Source organism: Fibrobacter sp. UWB7 (genome assembly GCF_900142945.1).
GTDB lineage: Bacteria > Fibrobacterota > Fibrobacteria > Fibrobacterales > Fibrobacteraceae > Fibrobacter.
Window position 1 is genome coordinate 33,642 of sequence record NZ_FRCO01000010.1, and the last position, 20,931, is coordinate 54,572.

Annotated in this window: 22 protein-coding genes; 6 read left to right on the plus strand and 16 right to left on the minus strand. The window is 46.9% G+C overall.

Features of this window, described 5'->3' with window-relative positions; translation table 11 throughout:
* The first annotated feature begins 7 nt into the window (after positions 1-7).
* A complete protein-coding gene (locus BUC30_RS15485) occupies positions 8-1,198 on the plus strand; it encodes an MFS transporter (RefSeq protein WP_073443361.1) in 1,191 nt (396 codons plus the stop codon).
* A 37-nt stretch (positions 1,199-1,235) separates the two neighbouring features.
* Here BUC30_RS15485 and BUC30_RS16400 read toward each other — a convergent pair whose 3' ends face one another.
* A complete protein-coding gene (locus BUC30_RS16400; RefSeq protein WP_244536688.1) occupies positions 1,236-2,366 on the minus strand; it encodes a GGDEF domain-containing protein in 1,131 nt (376 codons plus the stop codon).
* Positions 2,367-2,590: 224 nt separating this feature from the next.
* Between BUC30_RS16400 and BUC30_RS15500 the strand changes: the two genes are divergently transcribed.
* Both BUC30_RS15500 and BUC30_RS15505 read left to right on the plus strand, forming a co-directional pair.
* The gene (locus BUC30_RS15500) at positions 2,591-3,421 is read left to right on the plus strand and encodes a TIGR02147 family protein (protein WP_073443364.1); all 831 of its coding nucleotides are present in this window, start codon (positions 2,591-2,593) and stop codon (positions 3,419-3,421) included.
* The gene (locus tag BUC30_RS15505; RefSeq protein ID WP_244536689.1) at positions 3,414-4,379 is read left to right on the plus strand and encodes a hypothetical protein; all 966 of its coding nucleotides are present in this window, start codon (positions 3,414-3,416) and stop codon (positions 4,377-4,379) included. Before BUC30_RS15500 ends, BUC30_RS15505 begins: the two co-directional genes overlap by 8 nt.
* 59 nt (positions 4,380-4,438) lie before the next feature.
* Here the strand turns inward: BUC30_RS15505 and tsaA are convergent, their stop codons facing one another.
* The 7 genes from tsaA to BUC30_RS15540 form a co-directional block, all read right to left on the minus strand.
* Positions 4,439-5,236, minus strand: coding sequence for a tRNA (N6-threonylcarbamoyladenosine(37)-N6)-methyltransferase TrmO (gene tsaA / locus BUC30_RS15510; RefSeq protein ID WP_244536690.1), 798 nt, complete (start codon positions 5,234-5,236; stop codon positions 4,439-4,441).
* A 24-nt stretch (positions 5,237-5,260) separates the two neighbouring features.
* Positions 5,261-5,467, minus strand: a complete 207-nt coding sequence (locus BUC30_RS16405; protein ID WP_244536691.1) for a GNAT family N-acetyltransferase — start codon at positions 5,465-5,467, stop codon at positions 5,261-5,263.
* 127 nt (positions 5,468-5,594) lie between these two features.
* Complete coding sequence (locus BUC30_RS15520) at positions 5,595-5,813, minus strand: hypothetical protein (RefSeq protein ID WP_073443421.1); 219 nt, start codon at positions 5,811-5,813, stop codon at positions 5,595-5,597.
* Positions 5,814-6,072: 259 nt separating this feature from the next.
* Positions 6,073-6,717: an OmpA/MotB family protein gene (locus BUC30_RS15525; RefSeq protein ID WP_073443369.1), complete on the minus strand. Its 645-nt coding sequence runs from the start codon at positions 6,715-6,717 to the stop codon at positions 6,073-6,075.
* Positions 6,717-8,213, minus strand: coding sequence for a hypothetical protein (locus BUC30_RS15530; RefSeq protein ID WP_073443371.1), 1,497 nt, complete (start codon positions 8,211-8,213; stop codon positions 6,717-6,719). Before BUC30_RS15530 ends, BUC30_RS15525 begins: the two co-directional genes overlap by 1 nt.
* 2 nt (positions 8,214-8,215) lie before the next feature.
* A complete protein-coding gene (locus BUC30_RS15535; protein ID WP_073443373.1) occupies positions 8,216-9,472 on the minus strand; it encodes a hypothetical protein in 1,257 nt (418 codons plus the stop codon).
* Between the two features lies 1 nt (position 9,473).
* Complete coding sequence (locus BUC30_RS15540; RefSeq protein WP_083556029.1) at positions 9,474-10,484, minus strand: ATP-binding protein; 1,011 nt, start codon at positions 10,482-10,484, stop codon at positions 9,474-9,476.
* Positions 10,485-10,835: 351 nt separating this feature from the next.
* On the opposite strand from BUC30_RS15540, the gene prfA reads away from it, so the two are divergent.
* The 3 genes from prfA to BUC30_RS15555 are packed head-to-tail and all read left to right on the plus strand — an operon-like array spanning position 10,836 to position 13,756.
* Complete coding sequence (gene prfA, locus BUC30_RS15545; protein ID WP_015732162.1) at positions 10,836-11,903, plus strand: peptide chain release factor 1; 1,068 nt, start codon at positions 10,836-10,838, stop codon at positions 11,901-11,903.
* A gap of 20 nt (positions 11,904-11,923) precedes the next feature.
* Positions 11,924-12,895, plus strand: a complete 972-nt coding sequence (gene prmC / locus BUC30_RS15550; RefSeq protein ID WP_083556024.1) for a peptide chain release factor N(5)-glutamine methyltransferase — start codon at positions 11,924-11,926, stop codon at positions 12,893-12,895.
* 51 nt (positions 12,896-12,946) lie between these two features.
* The gene (locus BUC30_RS15555; RefSeq protein WP_073443378.1) at positions 12,947-13,756 is read left to right on the plus strand and encodes a hypothetical protein; all 810 of its coding nucleotides are present in this window, start codon (positions 12,947-12,949) and stop codon (positions 13,754-13,756) included.
* A gap of 27 nt (positions 13,757-13,783) precedes the next feature.
* Here the strand turns inward: BUC30_RS15555 and BUC30_RS15560 are convergent, their stop codons facing one another.
* From BUC30_RS15560 to crcB, 8 genes are all read right to left on the minus strand, one after another.
* Positions 13,784-14,008, minus strand: coding sequence for a hypothetical protein (locus tag BUC30_RS15560; RefSeq protein ID WP_073443380.1), 225 nt, complete (start codon positions 14,006-14,008; stop codon positions 13,784-13,786).
* Positions 14,009-14,109: 101 nt separating this feature from the next.
* Complete coding sequence (locus BUC30_RS15565; protein WP_073443382.1) at positions 14,110-14,535, minus strand: septal ring lytic transglycosylase RlpA family protein; 426 nt, start codon at positions 14,533-14,535, stop codon at positions 14,110-14,112.
* 4 nt (positions 14,536-14,539) lie between these two features.
* Positions 14,540-16,456 carry a tetratricopeptide repeat protein gene (locus BUC30_RS15570; protein ID WP_073443384.1) on the minus strand — a complete coding sequence of 639 codons (1,917 nt, stop codon included), beginning with the start codon at positions 16,454-16,456 and terminating at the stop codon, positions 14,540-14,542.
* Positions 16,457-16,482: 26 nt separating this feature from the next.
* On the minus strand, positions 16,483-18,204 hold the full coding sequence (locus BUC30_RS15575; protein ID WP_073443386.1) for a tetratricopeptide repeat protein: 1,722 nt from the start codon (positions 18,202-18,204) through the stop codon (positions 16,483-16,485).
* A gap of 11 nt (positions 18,205-18,215) precedes the next feature.
* Positions 18,216-19,064, minus strand: a complete 849-nt coding sequence (locus tag BUC30_RS15580; RefSeq protein ID WP_072830344.1) for a sigma-70 family RNA polymerase sigma factor — start codon at positions 19,062-19,064, stop codon at positions 18,216-18,218.
* A 57-nt stretch (positions 19,065-19,121) separates the two neighbouring features.
* Positions 19,122-19,418, minus strand: coding sequence for a DUF971 domain-containing protein (locus BUC30_RS15585; RefSeq protein WP_073443388.1), 297 nt, complete (start codon positions 19,416-19,418; stop codon positions 19,122-19,124).
* Positions 19,415-20,542 carry an Mrp/NBP35 family ATP-binding protein gene (locus BUC30_RS15590; RefSeq protein WP_073443391.1) on the minus strand — a complete coding sequence of 376 codons (1,128 nt, stop codon included), beginning with the start codon at positions 20,540-20,542 and terminating at the stop codon, positions 19,415-19,417. Before BUC30_RS15590 ends, BUC30_RS15585 begins: the two co-directional genes overlap by 4 nt.
* Positions 20,543-20,568: 26 nt before the next feature.
* Positions 20,569-20,925: a fluoride efflux transporter CrcB gene (gene crcB / locus BUC30_RS15595; protein WP_073443393.1), complete on the minus strand. Its 357-nt coding sequence runs from the start codon at positions 20,923-20,925 to the stop codon at positions 20,569-20,571.
* Between the last annotated feature and the right edge of the window lie 6 nt (positions 20,926-20,931).

Sequence of the window (20,931 nt, forward strand, 5' to 3'; positions counted from 1 at the left end):
TGCTTACATGGAAACAAAGTCCAACATTCCCGATAATACACTTTGGAGCCGCACGTTCATTACCGTTGCAGCGGCGAACTTTTTGCTGTTCTTTAGCTTTTACCAGCTATTGCCAATTTTGCCGTTGTACATCATCGACAAATTCCAGACAGACAACGCGACTGCCGGTTTTATCATTTCGCTCTACACGATTGGGGCGCTCGCTTGCAGACCATTTGCCGGATTTCTCGTCGATACATTCAGCCGAAAGCCGCTGTATTTTTGGACATTTTTTGCGTTTACACTCTGCTTTTTAGGCTACAAGACGGTCGGACTGTTGCCGATTCTAGCGGTCGTACGTTTTGCACACGGACTGTTCTTCGGCATCTCGAGTACCGCAAGTAATACGGTGGCTATTGATGCACTGCCCGCAAGTCGCCGAGGCGAAGGCATCGGGTATTTCGGGATTAGCGTGAACTTAGCCTTCGCCACCGGTCCCATGACCGGAATGTTTCTTTACGAAGCATTCGGCGACGGAATCGTTTTTGCCATTTCTACAATCCTTTGCGTGATTGGACTTGTGCTTGTGCAGACGCTCAAGGTGAAGCCCCGTGAAAAGAAGGTCTGCGCCCCACTTTCGCTCGACCGATTCTTCCTCACACGCGCGGTTCCGCAATTTGCAAACTTCATCTTCGTCGGATTCGCTTACGGTCCGGTCACAAACTACATCGCCATTTACGCCAATGAACTTGGCATTGGCGGCACGGGCTGGTTCTATGCTCTCATCGCCACAGGCCTCATCTTGAACCGCATCATGACAGGCCGCTTGATTGACCGCGGTTACCTGATTCATCTTGTGGGTTCCGGCATGACACTGATTGTCGTCGCCTACTTCATTCTTGCCTTTAGCCACGGACCCATTACGTTTTTCCTGTCGGCATTCCTTATCGGCACAAGCCTCGGGCTTATCTTCCCCGGCTACCAGACCATGTGCGTGAATCTCGCCCGCCACGACCAGCGCGGTACGGCAAACAGCACCTACCTCTCGGGGTGGGATATCGGCATTGGAACAGGAATCCTCGTTGGTGGAGCCATGGCAAATCACTTCGGAATGCACCAGCAAGTGTTCTTCGTCTGCGGCATCGCACTCGCCATCGCCGACGTCATGTTCCTCGCCTACACATCAAGGCATTATTTGAAGAATAAATTAGAAGGGTAAAGCTAGTTACTAGAAACTGCAGCGAGTGTGCGAGCAGCTAAGCTAGCCTTTTGTCTTCGTACATTTTTTTGTCGGCATTGATCATGCTTTCCTTGAAGCTTTCGGGATTTCCATCCCAGCGGGCAAAGCCCATGCTCGCCTCAATCTTATAGGAGCGTGACACGCTCTTCGCGACTTCTTCTTGCAAGCAATTGCGGACTTCCTTAACCACATCGTCCGGGACTTCAGTCTGCGCAATCATCAAGAACTCGTCGCCACCATAACGGCAGAGGAACATCGAAGACCCCAAGCGTTCACAAGCCTTCTTGAGCGCCTGCGAAACAATAATGAGCGCACGGTCACCTTCGGCATGGCCGTACGTATCATTAATTTGCTTGAAGTGATCCACGTCCACCATAATCACAAAAGAATCTTTTTCTTCGCGCGGCTGATGCAAATAGTCATGCAGACGATTGCGGTTATTGAGCATCGTCAATGAATCCGTCGAAATCAACTGGTTTTGCATATGCAAATACGCAAACAAAATAATAGCGGTACACCAGAAGCAGAAAATCGGAGTCGTCAATGCAAAGAGAACCTGAGCACCGCCCGCCACTAACACACCCGGCGTATAGCTAGCCACAATCAGATACGTTCCAAGATTAGCCCTATTCAGCATGGTTCGCGTACGGAGCAAACCACGGACAGTCCCCGCCATCCAATAAATCAACGGCAAGAATGATAAGATGAAATAATAAAAGCCAATGGGTTCTAGTCGGTCATCAAGCCAAAAGTCGGGAGCAATCCAAAAAGAAATGAGCAACACCACAAACTGCACGATAATCGGGATACGCAATTTGCACCGGAACCGTTCAATCTGCTTGCGAGTCATCTCCGGACGCGTGCTGATTTCAGCAAACATAAAACAGTTGTACGCGACAACCGGCATAATAATGGCATTGAAATAATTCACCGCCAAGACAGTAAACGTATTTTTCGGGATAGTAGCATCGTTCACAAGCGCCCAAACAGAGTCACTTATGAAATAGACAATATGCCAAAGCACAAGCGTCTGGAAAAGTTCATACTTAACCTGCGGAGTCGGGAGTCTCTTGATACTGTACAAAAGCAGCAGCAGTATCACGATGCATCCCGCATTGACTTCGACATAAAATCCAAAAACGCTCATACCTACAAAAATACTCTTTTTCTATTACATTAGGACAAAAATCCCTGTTTATTCTCAAAAACAATAGTAGGCATAACGGTGTATCGCTACGCTCGGCAAATGTTGCATATAGGGGTACACAAATGTAAATACTAAATAAAAATCGCTATTTTTGTGTATTTTTAATATAATCCGTTGCATAGAAACATTGCTTTTCCGTAAAATTCAATTTATATTTAGGAGTGATGAAAGCGATTATCGAATATTCCGACTTCCGACAGTACATGCGCGACTTTTACGAAGAGCGCAAGCTCCGCCATGTTTTCTCGTGGCGTGAATTTTCCAAAGCCGCAGGTTTTACCTCATCTTCGTACATGAAGGTCGTCTGCGACGGAAAAAGCAACTTGAGCCGAATCGGCGTCGAGCGCACTGGGCAAGCCATGGGGCTTGTCGGATTTGAGATGGACTACTTCAGGGCGATGGTGAACTTCGGCCAAGAAACAGACGAAGCAAAAAAGAAGGCCGCCTACGAAGAAATGCTCGAAATCGCAAGAGTCCACAAAGTCAGAGTCGTCGAAGGCGATCTGTTCGAATTTTACGAAAGCTGGAGAAACCCGGTTTTACGAGAACTCGCGCCGCTCATGCCAGGCGCCACCCCGGGTGAACTTGCCAAGATGTGCTACACGGACGTTTCCGCTGCCGACATCAAGCAGTCCCTCGATTTTTTGGTCAAGGCAGGGTTCCTCAACAAGACCGGAGAGAACACCTACACCCAGACCGAAACATCCATCAAGGGCTCCCCAGAGGCAACCAAGCTCGCCATCCGCGACATGCATCGTGAAATGGCAAAAATTGCGGCAAATTCGCTGGATCTTGCCCGTACCGAACGCAATTTTAGCGGAATCACCATGGGAATTTCCAAGGACTCCTACGAACAAATCGTCAAGGAACTCGACGAATGCCGCCGTAAAATCGTAAGCATTGCCGCAGGCGACAAGAACATCGATCAAGTTTATAGATTAAATTTACAGTTATTCCCTCTCACAAGAAAGGCGAAGGAGAATGGTAATGACTAAGTTGTTCAATAAACTCTTGACTGCAAGTGCAACGGTTTTAGCCGCATTCTGTTCGTTTGCCTGTTCAGACAAAATAGCAGGAACTGCCGAAGAACCAAACCAGTTCGCCTATGGGACGCAGTCTAGCAGTTCCATAGACCGCTCCATCGTATCGGATTCCGGCAAATCTCTAGAAACACCAAACGATTTTCCTATTATCACAAGCAGCGCCACAAGTCCAACGCCCTCGGTACAGATTTCTTCTTCATCACGCTCTGAAGAAGACGGCTATAACCCTATACACACAGATCCAGCACCGTCAAGCAGTTCAACAGGTGGCAGTGGAGGAGCAGGAAGTTCAGGTTTTGGCAATCCGGGAAACTGTTATTGCCCAATCGGATATACATGTCATTGTGGTCCAACAGTAGAGCCCGCAAGTACACTTGATGATTACCTCAAAAAATACAACATTACCGAAGTCACTTACGACGATAACGTTCTCGGCTACAACGTGACTTTAACATACTGCGACTCCACAAAGCAAAACTGTGCGGTACTTTCTAGCACAGCTAAGCTGAGAGAGCTCGGGCTACACAAGATTACGAACGATAATGTACGCGCACTCCCCTACCTTTTCAGGAAAACAATTGTTGCAATGCACGGCGATGTCTACGGAACAGCAAGCGGAGATATTTCAAGATTGCCAGACGGCTGCCCGCTCTATGTACTAAACATCTACGACTCATCGCCTGTCGTGCATGTGCTCACCAAGATTTCAAAGGACTCCATCGCCATCACAGAAATCCACGACAATTGCGATTACGAGCCGCGCCCGTTCGATATGCACGTCGGATTCCTGTTCGAGTACTGTGGTGAACTTTCCGAAAGCCCAGAAATTGTACAGACATTCACGTTAAAAGAAACATTAAAATGCGGCGAAATCGACTACGACGAGTACATCAATAAAAAGCTCAAATAAAACAGTGCGAAAACGCTAAACGCAAGAATAGCATTCGCAAATCGAGAATCGCCGAGAATTTATTTATACAAATCCACAAATTCCTTGTGGATTTTTTTGTCGCCGTATTTATCTTCGGAAGAATGGAGTTCTTCGGGCGTGTAACCGCTCGTAATGTGTTCTAGCACGACCTTACGAGCCACATCGTCATAGCCAAAATGGATGCGGAACGTGCGGTAAGCAAGCACACCCGTTTTGGAATTTTCATCAATCGTCAACCGACGTCGAGAGCTGTCAAAAACATCTTTGGAAAAATTCCCACGCGAAAGCTGCACCTGCGCAAAGCTTTCCAAATCAAAAGAACTGCGCTCAGCAATCCAGCGATTCTGTTCGGCGAACTTTTCAGACATTTCAACAGCCCAAAGGTCACCGACTTGCTCTTCAACCCACCCCGCCTTTGCATCGGGGAATGCGTCTGCCATCGGAATGTACGGTTTGATATCAAGCACAGGCGTTCCATTCAGCAAATCCGATTCATCTACATATAACGTAAGACCATCAACTTTTAAAAGACGCACACAGCTGAGCCCAATCGGATTCGGGCGATAAGGACTGCGACTTGCAAAAGTCCCTACACGATCTTTGCCCTTCGGCGGCACAGGCGGACGCGTTGTCGGACGCCAGCCACCATTTTCGTGGAACTGAAAAATCACCCAAATGCGCTCGAAGCCCTCCAAATCACGGAGAGCCATCTCGAAATTTCGCCCAGGATTCAACACAATCCGCCCCGGATGCCCTGCAAAAAGGCGCCCCTGCCTGGGAGCGTCGTACTTGTAAACTGCATCACCGTAAAATGTGCCGATGGGAGAGATTTCCATAAAAGGAAATATAGAATTTTATCGCTACGCCACTAGATTCATCAAGTCGTAATACATAAGGCGCGTATGCGGGTCATCGTCTTCGGCATTCATAAAACGGAATCCATTTTTCTCGTAAAACGGCACAGCATTTAAATACGCATCGACCGTCAAAAATCGGCAACCCGTCTTATTATCGAAAACGATTGAATTCTGTCTTATCCTTGAAATCTCCCATGGCAACCTTGTCATTGGCTAGGCTGCAATAGGCATAAACCTTACTCGCGTCGTCAACATCAACACAAGCATAGCTGACTGCCAAAGGCTTTTACGCCATTTGTTGGATCTAAACGAATGAATTTCAACGGATAATTACCATTTACACTTTTCGAAAGCACAGATCAACACCTCCATTGGCTTCTTCGCGGGCACGCTTTTCAGCCATACCCAACTCGTAAGCCTTTTTCATGTATTCATAATCCCGCAAAATGCGGGCACGAACTTCAGGAGGTTCCGGTTTCACGTTCTGCATCGCCTCTAAAAAACGACGAGCGTATTCGCCAAAGAGAATCGGAGTTTCACGAATAGGTCTAGCCATAGCCATGTCCTTTTATTTTTTTCATAAAAACAACGCATATACTAACCATGGAGCATCACTAGACAGGTGAAACCCGGCAACACACTACTAAGGTGGTTTCTATAATATAAAATGTTCAATTTTCAAAAACAAGGGGACTCGCTTCTCGCCGTTCATTTTGCAAACAGTTGGCGACAAAATATCATAAAAAAGTAATCCCGGCTAACGCCGGGATGAAAAAGAAGATTACACTAAAAACAGCAGCCAAACTAAAGAACTTTTATCTAGCCACAAGGCGAATCTCAACACGTCTATTTTCGGCGGCGTTGGGATCGGCTTCATTTTTCAATTGATCCGGACCATAGCCAACGACAGAAATTCTACGACTAATTGCAGCATCGCCTTGCACTGTACTTAATACCGCTTTTCGAGCTTCTCGTGCTCTTCCAGCAGATAGACTATAGTTGTCATCAAACACAGCGCATTTGGAAAGACTTGCGGAAACACCATGAACATCAACAGCGTCTGTATGTCCCTCAAATTGAACCCAAATATTATTATGTTCTCTAATCGCTTCAGAAATAATGGGCGCAATTTGCTGTTTCAAAACGGAATCAATTTTACCACTCAAGCAGGCACTACCACGTTCAAAAGCCTGATCGTTTAATGTTATCACACTATCTTTAACACTCACGCTTTCGATATTGTTTTCCCGCAATTTTTTGTCTATCATTTCAATTGTTTCACGAACACCTTTCCGTTTTTTTTCTTCTGCAGCAATCTCATTTTGACGTTTTTCCTCTTCAACAGCTTGTTTCATAACGGACATCTTGACAACCATAACGACAAGAAGTAGCATGACCACAGCTGTAATTCCCGACATCAAATCCGATATCGATACAAATGGATTCGGTTTCTCTTTCATTAGGCGTACAATCCGTTAACTTGCTCTTTGTTTTCTTTGCCGTTCTTTTTCTGAGCTGAAACGTTAAAACAATCTTGCAGGCATTTTGTTACTGACAGTGTTGACTTAGACACAGACGAATCAAAGCCATCCTGAACATCCTTCAACAAAGTGCTAAATGTTGATGAAAGCTGTTCTGGCAGTTTTCCCATTCCCGATTTAATCGTTAGGTTAGCCCTGCTAATGGACCCAAGTCTTTCACCAATCTGATCACTCAATTCATTCATAGTCTTAACATAAGCATTTCCCTGCGTTTCCATAGCAAGTGTCGTCTGCTTAATATCAGTAAGCGTACTATTGATTCGCTTGTTAAAATCAGTAAGAGTTTTATCAAGCTTGTCCTGCCCTTCCTTGGATTTTTCAGACATTTCAGTAACGGCTTTACGAATGGAAACCCCAGCGTTTTCCATGACCTTACTACCATCCGTAATAGATTTGACAAATTGCTCTCTGATTGTATCAAGGGTACTGGTAACAGCAGGCCTAAATTCATCAACCGATTTGGAAAGTTCTATTGCTGCATTGCCCATATTTTGCGCAGATTCAGAAACATAAGTAAACTGTTCTTTCATCGTGTCACTCAACGAAGTCATTGCATCCGTCAAGGTAGACAAGCTTTCAAGGCGTTGCACAACAGATTTGGTTTCCTTGACCTGATTTTTCATTTCCTTTTCAAGTGATTTGAATTTTTCCACAACTGTATTTTCAAGAGTCTGGCACAAAGCTGAATTCATTTCGCTGATATTTTTATTCACATTTTCAAAGCCATCAACAAGTGCTTTTTGAAGCGATTTTTGAATACAATCAGCAATACTTGCACCAATGCTTTCATTAACTTTATTCAGAGCATTGACAATCGCGGTTGTACTTTCTTTCTGAAATTTGTGGAATTTTTCGGATTCGCTTTCTTTATTTTTGAGATCTTGATTACAACGGACAACGCACCATTTAAAACGTTTTTCGTTAGATCCCCATTTGTTTCTCCAAAGAGTAAAAGCGAAAAATCCAATGATACCATAAATAGACGATTTGAACAATGCTCCCAGACCATCAAGCATGCTGACCATTTCTTGAAGCATTTCCATAGGCGGACGTTCCGAATTTTTTAGAACGTTGGCGGCATCATTTAAAGCAACACCAACACCAAGGAATGTTCCCATAAGACCGACAATGAGAAGCATGCTAGGAAGGACTTCTGCTAATTTTTCAGCAGGCATCGCAACAGCCTCGCTCAATTCTTGAATAGAGCCATGTTCCGCTTTTAAGTCATCAACGGTTTCAGGCGTGGCATTTGTCCAGCGTATTTCCCAACAACTTGGTTTTCCTTTACGTTCTCTAGTGCTGATTTTAACCCAAAGAGCTGTGCCGACACTTAATATAATGATTATTGCGAGGAATACACCCTGAATCCCGTCAGTCGGGAGCATATATGAAAAATAAGGAAGCAAACCATTCATATTTAACCTGCAACTCCTACTGCATCAACAACTTCTTTTGCACGCATCTTAGCGGACTTACGGAAAATATTGGAAAAGTCCATAATGAGACCTTTTTCCTCTTCTTCAAGTTCTTCCCATTGCTTTCCGCGATTCATGCAGTTAATAATAAGCATACCGACTTCATCAACATTATCTTTGATGATATCAATATCGTCACCAACAATTTCAGCTAGGGACTCGTCCCCCTCGTAGACTCTTAGCATGCCTTCTGCGGCTTCAATATAATCCTGACGATGACCGATAGCATTGACAAGGTCATTATAATTTTTCTCAAGTTTAGGAAGTTTAGCTTTAAGCATTTGCATTTCAGCAAGATCTTCAGATGTAGCATCACCACTTTTTTCAAGGCGCGCACAACGATAGTATGCGGTTTGTGCTTTATTGTGTTCATCGAAAGCATCTCTCTTCTTTGCACGATCAATTTCCAAGTCGGCAGCCCACTGCTTAATCATTTCGTCAAAGACAATCGCCATAACAGATTTGCCAAACATATTCTCAATCAAGTTAGTGAAACGATCGGCTTCAGCTTCCGTGACATCCTTTTCATTCGTAATCTTATCCGTAAAGTTAAGAATAAAAAGATCATCAGCAGATACATCGTCAATAGACTTGATGTTGTTTAACTTGTCCTTCATTCTTTCAAGGATTCTGGCATCAGCACGAATTCGAAGATAACTTTCGAGATCATTGACTTTGTCTTCTTCAATCAACTTCGTTATCGTCGAATTAACAATGACAAACTTGTTGATAAACTCGGTCAAGCGAAGAGCATTCCTCTGCTCGTCATTTTCCATCTCAGCTTCAGCGGCTTCAAGATCTTCTTGTTCTTGACGGGCTTTTTGGATATCAGCCCATTTTGTAAGAGCTTGTCCAAGGATCTTTGCCTTAGGAAGAACTTTTTCTGCAATGGTACCGATTTTTCTCAAGATCGGAGATTTATCAAGCGCCAAAAGAACTTTTGCCGCCTTAGCCAAAAAAGGACCCACATAAGGAATCCCGTTCAATAGTCCACTAAATTTGGCAACCCAGGGCTTAACTACAGGCCAAACAGTCTTGACCGTCTTGATAACCTTTTCACCTACAGATGCTACTGTGGTAAGGACTTTACCCGCAAATCCAGCAACCTTTGATGCAACTCGTCCTACTGCAGAAGCTGCCGAACTAACAAAAGAAGCCACACCGCTTGCAACACTACAGCAAAATGACCAGAATCCCATATTATATTTCCTTATTGTTTTCTTCGTTGTTAATTTTTACACCGAGAGCTTTAAGGGCTGCTCGACTCGATTCGTTTCGCTTGCTAACGTCTGTTCCCACTTTGTCATGATTGCGAACATCATCAACAGCGTTCATCAAATGTTCCAATTTCAAAACTGGATTTTCATTATTGGAATCCAGAATAGCCTTAGGCAGAGCTAGTCGCATACAGTTCCTAATATTACGACCTGAAAGCCCCAATGAAATATCAGCCAGCTTCATAATTATACTTTCTCGGTCGCCTTCAAGAGGTATTTGCGGGACAAGGAACTTATCCCAAATTTTACGAAGTCCCTCTTCATCAGGCAAATCAAACTGAACATGATGTGTAATTCGGCTGACAAAAGCCTTATCGTAGTTTTTTTCAAAATTTGTGGCGAAAATAACAATGCCCTCAAATTTCTCAAGTTCAATCAATAGCGTTGAACGAAGGGAATTGACTTCATTGTCTATACCTTGCGTCACATTAGAAAGTCTTGCTCCGAGTAACGTATCTGCTTCATCAAAGAAAAGAACAGCATCTACCTTTTTGGCACATTCAAAAGCAGCACGGATATTCTTGGCGGTTTCACCCATATATTTGCTTTCAACATCGGACATGCCAAGACTGATAAATTTCTTTCCAAGAGACCCAGCCAACGCTTCCGCTGTCAGCGTTTTTCCAGTTCCTGGCTTACCGTAAAAATTCAGGACAGTTCCAGCTCCACAAGGATCAACAGCTTTAAAACCCCATTCAATATAGATTTTATAGAAATTTTTGATTTTTGCTAGAGCTTCATCAATCTGAAGCTTCGATTTGGCGGGCAAGAAAACATCTTCAAGAGTGTATCTTGGTTCCTGTAAAATATAGGGTAAACTTTCTTCTTTCTTTTCTTCAACCATATTCTCTTTCATTTTTTGTTCCTTGCAGAAGGGACATTCTAGAGATTCTTTTGCTTCTTTATAGCAACGGATTGCTTCAAGAGAATCCATTTTCTTGGGGTTAAATCCACCCGTTACGCCCTCCCAGCTTTTTCCGCAAACATCGCAATGTCGTGTAATTTTCTTTTGACGCCAAAACAATTATTTATTCTCCAACACAGTGTTATTTTTTTTCACATTTCAATGTCAAAAATTCCAATTTTGGGCGTGTCAAAGTTAATAAAATATGTTTCATTATCGTATTTTGTCACAAAAAAGTAAGTTTTTGTGACGATTTGTAATAAAAAAAAATCGAATCATAAAAGCATCAACTTTACAAACGTATTCTGACTAACAGATTCAGGGTTGTTCAACGGGTAATATCTTTGCCGCATCGTTTTCAATTTTCTAAATTTGCGCACGATGAAAGATAAAGCTAAAAAACTCATTGAAAAGTACGAAGAACTGGAATCGGAACTCGGCAATCCGGATGTTCTCGGAGACCAGGCTCGTTACAACAAGATTCACAAGCAGTACAAGGGTATCGAAAAGGCTGTTTTGAAGGCCAAGGAATACCTGCAGATGATGGACGACCTTGACGAATACAAGGCCGCTCTCGGCGATTCCGACCCGGAAATGGTCGCAATGGCCAAGGCCGAAATTTCGGAGATCGAAAAGAAGCTCCCCGAAGTGACGGACGAACTCCAGATTTTGATGGTGCCGAAGGATCCGTGGGACTACCGTAACGCAACGCTTGAAATTCGCGGCGGTACGGGTGGCGACGAATCCGCACTTTTCGCAGGCGACCTGTTCCGCATGTATCGCGGTTACTGCGACAAGATGGGCTGGAAGATGACCATCCAGGACTTGAGCGAAGGCACGGTGGGCGGTTACAAGGAAATCCGCGTGTTCATTGAAGGCGACAGCGTTTATGGAACGCTCAAGTTCGAAAGTGGCGTTCACCGCGTGCAGCGCGTGCCGGAAACGGAAACGCAGGGCCGCGTGCATACGTCGGCAGCTACAGTCGCAATCCTCCCGGAAGCTGAAGAAGTCGACGTGGAAATCCGCGAAGCGGACATCCACATGGATACCTACCGTTCTTCGGGCGCTGGCGGTCAGTACATCAACAAGACGGACTCCGCAGTGCGTTTGACTCATATCCCGACGGGTGTGGTGGTGAGCTGCCAGACCGAACGTAGCCAGTTGCAGAACAGACTCCACGCTATGGAAATGTTGCGTTCCAAGATTCTTGACGCCGTCATCGCGAAGAAGGAAAAGGAAGAAGCGGCAAACCGCAAGGCCCTCGTGGGTACTGGTGACCGTTCTGCCAAGATCCGCACTTACAACTATCCGCAGAACCGCGTGACGGACCATCGCATTGGTCTCACCGTTTACAACTTGGACAAGGTTGTCACAGGCGATCTTGATGAAATCATCAATGGTCTCCAGATGGCAAACGCCCAGGAAAAGCTCGGAAAGTTCAACGCTTAAGGGGTCGTGAGGTAAGTCCAATGCCACAGCCGCAGATGACAGTTCTTGAAATTTTGAACCGCACCAAGGTCTTCTTCGAAAAGAAGGGCATTCCTGATGCACGTCTCGATGCCGAGTACATCATCAGCTACGGTCTCAAGATGAAGAACCGCATGGACTTGTACCTGAACTTCGAAAAGCCGCTCACGCCAGCAGAGCTGGACGTGCTTCGCACGATGGTTGCACGCCGTGCAACGCGTGAGCCGCTGCAGCACATCATCGGCGACACAAGCTTCCGCGGTTTCATTATCAAGTGCGACCGCCGCGCGCTTATCCCGCGTCCGGAAACGGAATCACTCGTGGACATGGCAACCGACTGCCTCAAGGGCGTTGAAAAGCCGTTCATTGTCGAAATCGGCACTGGCACAGGCGCCATTTCAATCGCTTGTGCTAAAGAAATTGCAGGCGCCAAAGTACTCGCTACAGACGTTTCTGAAGACGCTCTCGCCCTTGCACGTACAAATGCAGAAGTGAACGGACTCGCGGGTAATCCCGACGCAGAAAGCGCCGCATCTTCGACAGACTCTACCGCTTCGGCAAGTTCCGCAAACGCAGTTAGCACTTTGACCTTTGCACAGGGCGACCTGCTGAACGCCGTAACTCCAGAAGCCATCGCAAAAGCCACCGGCGACTCCTCCGCTAAAATCGATTGCCTTATCGCAAACCTCCCCTACATTCCGGACAGCGAAAAAGACAAGCTCCAGCCAGAAGTTGCGAAATACGACCCCGCACTCGCATTGTTTGGCGGTGCAGACGGCCTCGACCTTGTCCGCAAGCTTTTACAGCAGACCGAAAACAGCCTCAAGCCGGGCGCATCTATTTTACTCGAAATCGGTTCAGAACAAGGTGAAATGCTCAAAGCTGAAGCATCAAGATACACGTGGCTCGAATTTACAGGCATTCACAAAGATTTTTGCAACAACATTCGTTTCGTTAGCTATAAAAAAATATAAGTTATAGAGTAAAGTAACAACCTTTACCTTAACTCGTCTCCAGGGGGCGACATGAAACGTTTGATTTTCGCTCTATTTTTTGCTGTATTTTGTGAAACAGCTTTTGCACAAGATTATTTTGCCGACGAAAACGGCAACAACCAATCGCAGTGGGGAACGCAACAGTCACAGGCCAAACCTCAGGAATTTGGTGTTGTCAAAAAAGCCCCCAGAAGAAACAGTTTCTACGTGAACGCAGGAATTGGTTTCGACATGACCAACATCTACTACAACCATCGCTATTATGACGAAAGACTCAAATACGATGGCACAGGTTTTGGCTACACGGGCGAACTTACCCTTGGTATGCTCATCAAAGGGCTTATCGCCATCCATGGCTCTTTCGAATTCGTATCCGTTGACGGCAAATACGATTTAGATGACATCGACAGCAAATACATCGGCTTGAATGACATTGACGCTCTCGTCATTCTATTCGGTGGTGGCGTAACAGCATTCCCATTCTCTCGGACACAAAACACATTCTTGCAAGGGCTTTTCGTCAGCGCAAAAATGTCTATCGGGGCCATACTCATGAACGATCCGTTCGACAACAGTGGATTTTATTATGACAGAAACTTAAATTACTACCATGCAGGGAAAAGAACCCGAGACAGCCACACGGTTGTCGGAATCGACTTTGAAGTCGGAAAAGACTGGCAAATTTCCGAAAGAACATACATGGGTATCGGTGTAAGGTGGCAATTCTTGGAAATTGAATCCGGTTATGACACAGCCGGAGACGACAACCGCAAAGATTACTACCACCACACTCATTGCGGCAATTCCCTGCAAGTAATGTTACGCATCAACCGCAAGTAAGCTCCCTAACCAAAGCTTAGGAACCCACTAACCGCAAACGGCACATCCGAGGGCAGAAAGCACAAACGTTTCGCTTTCGCCCATGCGGTAATACGGAATCAAGTCGTCATCTTCGATAACAGAATCGTCATTACCGCTTAACTGCATCAATTCCCCAATACGGCGCTTGAAAATGGAAAAGCCGGAATCCCACGGAGACTGTTCCGGGATTTCGACTACATGCTTATTCACCTTAACTGCTTTGCGATTCATATTTTTACCTTTGGGTATTTAGTGTTCTTACGAGCACTAATATAGAATCGTCAAATGTCATAAGATGACATTTTGAGCAGTAGTCTCATTTTTTTTGAAATTTATTCTATCACGACGGCTTTGACCTGGGCATGTCCCGCTTTATCAAGTCCAAGCACCTTCCCGGCAGCTTCGCTCAAATCGAGTACGCGTTTCTTGGAGTACGGCCCACGGTCATTCACACGAACCTCAACAGAGGCGCCCGTCTTAATGCGAGTTACCTTGAGCTTCGTTCCAAACGGAAGGCTTCGGTGTGCGCAGGTAAATTTATCACGGTCAAAAATTTCACCACTCGCAGTCTTTTTGCCATCAAAGCCCTTGCCATAATAACTGGCATCGCCTGTAAATGTATAGCCGATTTCCGCTTTTTTCTGTACTCGCGATGACTTTGTCACGCGGGTATAACCCTTGCGGTGCGTTGCCCCCGAGCAGCCCGAAAACGCGACCAAAACACAAAGAACAACAGCAAAGAAAAGTCGAGAATGCATAAGCCTATTCAAAGTCGTACATACTGTTGTACGTATTTTCGAGAATTTCATCTTCCTTGCTGATAATATCAGCCTTCTTTTCTTCAGGCTTGGCGTTCAGCTCTTCGTAGTACTTCGCCGATTTTTTATCAAGGCTTTCTATCGTCTGAGCTGTACGCTTACGAAGTCTAGCAATGTCATCATCCGTTGTCGTGAGGCGGGTATTGAGCACGTAAGCGGCACGCTTACCCCACGCCGTTGTTCCATGCTTGTCACGAAGGTCGCGATAAATAGCGACAGCGCTATCCATGCGGTCCGGAGTCATCTGGAAGTAAATCGCCTTCATGTAAAGAGCCTGGATGCCCGACTGCGTCTGCGGGTATTCCTTGTAAACGCTATCAAAGGCGGCAAAGGCATTGGCATATGCGGAATCCACCAAGTCCATCTTGCTTGCAGGCATTTCAGACGCCACCGTCCACAAGCTTTCGGCGGCCATATAACGGTCACGGGCTTCGTCTTCTTGCGTTTTCATCGTGACATTCATGCCAAGGTTTACCTGAGCCTGCTTGGCGTAATCGGTATTCGGATACTTTTCGATGATTTCCTTGTAAAGTTCTTCAGCAGTATCTGGATCGTGCAGGAACTCGTCATAGATGAAAGCCCTTGCATACGCAGCACGCATAACGCTTGCGGTGTCGTCGGATTTTTCAATAACGTTCGTGAGCCTTGCTACGGCGCTATCCGCTTCAGAAAGCTTGAGCAAAAAGAGTTCCGCAATCATGAATTCATTCTTGAAGAACGACTTCATGTCGGGAATGGAATCCTTGCTCTGAAGAATATCTTCGTTCTTTTCGCGCATCGAGACTAGGCGCCTCAAAGCATTGCGACGGTCACGGGCTTTCTGGGCGTACTCGCTAATGGACCTTGCAATGTAACTGCTATCGTAATAGGACATTGCCAAATCGTAATTCAGCGTCTTGGTCTGCTCGTAATCGCCCATATTGAAATAGCAGCGGGAAGAGTGTTCCGTCTTTGCGTATTCCGAATTGACCTTATTGAAAATCACGTAGGCATCGGCATTGCGACCAGCCAAGAGAGTCGTTTCACCGATTCGCACCAAATAGTGCGGACGCTTTTTCTCGTACGCCTCAACCTTGTAGAGTTGTTTAAACTCGTCAGCCGCCTTGAGATAATCCTTCATGTTCACGAGGCATTCAGCCGACTGCTCGCCCGCCGTCTGGCGTTCGCGATCATTCAAATTCTCGATTTCCTTCGCATTGTAATGATGGTGCGCCTTTTCCCACTGTTCCATCTTATAATAGAGCCCAGCCAAACGGAAATGCGCCTTGCCCTTCATGTACGGCGTTCCGCTCGTGTCGGCAAGCACAGCCTCCAAAGCAGCAATTGCCTGTTCCGGAGCCTCGGACTTTTCGTCCAAGAGAGAGAGCAAGTTGAGCCCCTGGAAATAGTAAGGGTGGTTCTTGTTAGCCACTACAGGTTCCAACGCAAAGCGGCTGATATTGAATTCCTGGTTGCGGTAGAGGCAGTAAGCACGCTGGTATTCCACAGCTCGCATGGAATCGTTATCGGCAAAGTAGCGTTCGTATTCGTCATACTTGGTAATTGCCTTGGGCCAGTCGGACTTGTGCCTGTAAGATTCGGCAATGAGGAAAACAGCTTCGGCAGTACGCGTCTTGTTCTTAGGGAAACGTTCAAGAACACGAGAGCCTTTTTCGATGACTTTTTCGTATTTCTGAGATTCTTCGCCACTCGGGTAAGACATGGTTTCGTCGGGAACACTATCCAGACGAGCCTCACGGAGTTCGGTCGCTTCGTCATAGAGCCGTTCTGCATTGAACATATGGTTCAAGTAGGCGCAGCAAGTGCAGCCTTCAATCAAAGCGGCAAGCAAAAATAAAGCTAAAAAACGACCACGGAACATATAGCTATAAAATAGATATTTATGAGCTAAAATTCCATAAGAAGAGGCATATAATCGCAAAGTTTCATGCCTGTTGGGGGCAAAGTCGAGCGATCGAGGCGGACCATACGCACTTCGGCGGGTTTCCCGACAATGCGAGCCAGGATTTCGAAGTTATCGCGGGTTTCCCAGACAGCGGCATCCATGATAACGCCATTGCCACAATCCGTTTCGCCAGTGTTATTGCTGATGCCAGAAATGCGGGAATTCTGCTTGAGGAGGCGCGTAAAGATTTCTGGAGCCACACCAAGATGATTCGAGCTTGAAGCGGAATCGAACACGACCACATGAACTTCCCTGAATCGGTTCAGCGAATCAAAAACGACCGTGTACGTATGATGGTAAGGCGATTCAAAGAAAGTCTCTTGCCAAACGAAGCGCTTCACTTGTTTAAAATTAGAGGCGGAATACTTCTTAAAGAACTCCTGCGAAGAGGCTCCATAACGAACAAGATAATGTCCTAATTTCGTCGAGAAGTCGTGTTTTCTTTCGGGCATCATGGATTCGCGGAGGCTATCCACGGCGCGGTTCAAGTTTGCCGTAAGACCGTTATTGTACTCCTCAATCGCCGCCCTGCGCACTTGTTCAAGTTCATTCAGGCGAGACTTGATATCCGGGTAATCCGGATCGTTTTTGAGGATGTAGTTGAACTCGCGGCGAGCCATATCAAACATGTGGGCTTTGGTATAAGCGATGCCCATGGCTTCACGTAGCGGCAAGTTTTCAGGATAACGTTCCACCAGAGGAGCGAGAATGTCGCATGCCACCTGGGCACGATCGCGAGAGGAACCCGCATACATACCATTCTTGCCAGGAGCCGTCTTTTCGCCAATCGTCGCCATCGCGCGGCGAGCCTTTTCGTAATCGGGACGGAAGGCAAGAATGCGCTGGTACGTCTTTTCAGCAACGTCGAACTTGCCATTGTATTCGGCAAGGTAACCGCGCAAAAGCATCAATTCCGAAGAGAGCGGGAACTGCGTCAAAGCATAATCAACGACGAGTGCCGCACTGTCCAGATTTCCATCGTCATGGTAGACTTTAGCCAAAAGCTCAAACGCACGCTGTGAATCGCCCGAAGAAAGGCTGATAGCCGCACGGCATTCGTTGGCAGCATCTCGCAAATTCGAATTCTTGTGCAGGAGTTCCGCGTACCAAAGTCTAATCTCGTAAATGGCAGGAGCGCGCGAACTTGCCATCTTCGCCAGTTCGACAGCAACGGTCAAGTTCCCTGCAAGGAGCGACTTGCGGCTGTCCAAGTAAAAGCTGATACCCGTATTCGGATAACGAGCCATGAGGCGCCCCATCAAAAGTTCAGCGCGGTCACGCATTGTTTCCGTAACGGAATCCATATGGAACAACGTATTGACTTCGCCCCAGACCGCCGCATCCACATTCGGATACAGAAGCACAAGCGCATCGTAAATTTCGTAAGCAGCCTTGGTCGCCCCGCTACGCGAGAGTTCACCCGCACGGCGGAATTCAGCCTGCGCCTGCAACGGGAGACTTTCGACATCGGCCTTGAAATTCGGGGCATCGCCATTCATCACGGAAGTACCCGCTTCGAGCCCGAACGGAATTTCCCCTACGACCGTCTTGGATGGTCCGTATTTGTTATAAATCTTGAATCCGCCATACGCAAGCAGCGCCCCAAAGAAAAAAAACAGAAAGAGGTACGCGGCAGTACGAGGCGCAGATGAAGGATTCGACATTAGAGTTCCAATTAAATTTCCAGGAAGTCAGCCAATTTTTCTTTGTGTTCCTTGCTCTTCTGCAAGCGACGCAAAGTCTTGTTCTTGATCTGGCGGACGCGTTCACGGCTGAGCTTCAAGTCTTCGCCAATGTCCTTGAGCGTCGTGTCTTCGACCGTATCGAGACCGTAGAACATGCGGAGGATTTCTTCTTCGCGCTGCGGGAGTGAAGAAAGCGTTTCCTGGATGAGCTTCTTGCGCTCTTCGCGTTCCATGTCCTCGTCCTGGTTGCCGTCGCTGCCGAGCACGTCCATAAGCGTACTCACGGAATCGGCACTGGAGACACCGGCATCATCGCCAATCGGAGCGTCAAGGGAAATATCGACAATCTTTTCCATGACTTCGACGATGTCGCGTTCGTAAGGAGCAAATTCTTCCATCGAGATGGTCTTGTCGTAGTCACCGCCGTTCTGCATCAAGGCGCGTTTGAAGCGGTTTACCAGGGCAAGCTTGTTAGGCGGAATGCGGACTGCGCCCACCTGTTCGAACAAAGCCTTCTGGATGGACTGACGAATCCACCACACGGCGTAGCTGATGAACTTCACGTCCTTGTCCATGTCAAAGCGCTTAGCCGCCTTGAAAAGACCGAGGTTACCTTCGTTGATGAGGTCCAGAAGTGAAAGACCGCGACCCTGGTACTTACGGGCGACACTCACCACAAATCGCAAGTTACCACGGATAAGGCGCTGTAAGGCAGACTTTCGAATTTCTTCGGTTTCACCGTTCTTGATAATTTTCAACAGCGCCGATTCCTCCTGTGGAGTCAGCGTAGGATACCTATTCAAGTCACGAAAATAAAGAGCTTCGTTAAAATCACTCATAAAACAACACCTTCTTGTCTTGGACAAACCGTCTTCGACTCTTTCAAATATGGTTTATTATGCGGATTTCGTCAATTCCTTAAGTTTATCATACGGGTAAATTCCCGAACGATGGCCATCACTAAAAGAAAGACCCACGGCATAACGACCTATAGACTGGATATGTTCGAGCTTTACATCCAAGGGAACAGTCGAATCATCGAGGAGTTTTTCGCCTGTATGTTCGTCCACACAAAGTGCGCACGGACAAGCTAAGCGGAGCGTACGGGCATCGCAAGCGCCTCGGCTGCCGTCATTCCATTCAAAACCGAGCTTGCCCTCTTTTGTCCTGAATACTTTCTTTGGTTGGATCATACTTCCTCCACAGGCAGCTGTTCGAAATCGTAATTGAAGTTTTTAAGGACTCCATCGCCTTCGGATTCAAACACAGAAAGCGTGCGGACCATTTTTTCGGCAGCGTCCATAAAGACCTTCGCCGATTCGGAGTTCGGGTAGCGGAGCACGGCCGGAGTACCACTGTCACCGCAGTCGGCAACGGCTGGTTCCATCGGGACTTTACCGATAAGCGGTACACCCCACTTTTCGGCAATCTTCTGACCGCCACCGGCAGGGAAAATATTGTGGTGCTTGCCGCACTCATCACAAATGAAGTAGCTCATGTTCTCGACAATGCCAATCACCGGAACGCCCACGTTATCGAACATAGCAATTCCCTTCTGGCAGTCGGCGAGAGCCACCTGCTGCGGAGTCGTCACGACGACCGCACCTGCCATCGGGCAGTTCTGCGTAAGCGTGAGCTGGATGTCGCCCGTTCCAGGAGGAAAGTCTACGAGGAGGTAGTCGAGCTTGCCCCAGCGCACGTGGTGGATGAAGTGCTGGATCATCTGCGAAACCATCGGTCCGCGCCAGATGGTCGCCTTGTCGGAATCCGCGAACATGCACATCGAGACGATGCTGATGCCACCCTTAGCTTCGACAGGTGCAATCGTATTGTCTTCGAAAACTTCAGGAGCCTTGTCTATCCCGAACATAAGACCCATAGAAGGGCCGTAAATGTCAGCATCGAGAATACCCACGCGAGCGCCAGAAAGGCTAAGCGCCATGGCGAGGTTCGCCGTCACAGTCGATTTACCAACACCACCCTTGCCACTAGCCACAGCAACCACATGTGCCACTTCGCCAATGTGCGAATTTTGCGGAGCCTTAGCAGCAGAATTGTCGTCGCCCACGCGGCCCTGCGAAGAAGTAAGCGTCACTTCGACTTCGGAGGCACCAAGGCTTTTCACAATGGTAATGCACTGATCCTTGAAGCGGTCACGAATCGGGCATGCCGGAGTCGTGAGTTTCAAATCAAAGGAAACCTTCGTGCCTTCAATTTTCAGGTTTTGAACAAAGTTTAGTTCTACAATATTCTTGTGCAAGTCCGGATCCTGGACCGCACGCAAGGCGCTTAAAATATTTTGCTCATTCAATTGCATAGGCTAGGTATTAGGTTTATTAGTTCTTATAATTTATAAATTCCGAAGGCGCAGGCGGCAACGCCAAGTACAAAGCTTGCTAGCGCGTAAGCTATGAACATCCCGATTTTTCCGCTTTGCAAAAGCGCCAAGTTTTCATTGGCAAAAGTGCTGAACGTTGTAAAGCCACCGCAAAAGCCTGTCACCAAAAAGAGCTTGAGATTTGGCGAGAGGCTATCGCACTTGAGGAAGAGTCCCGAAAAAATCCCGATGCAAAGGCAGCCCAAAACGTTTGCGACAAAGGTCGGCCAGGGGAACCCAGCCACTTTAGGAATCACAAGCGAAAGGAAGTAGCGCAACACGCTACCGAGAGCACCGCCAAGAGCAACGAATAAGAAATTCATTTCGGG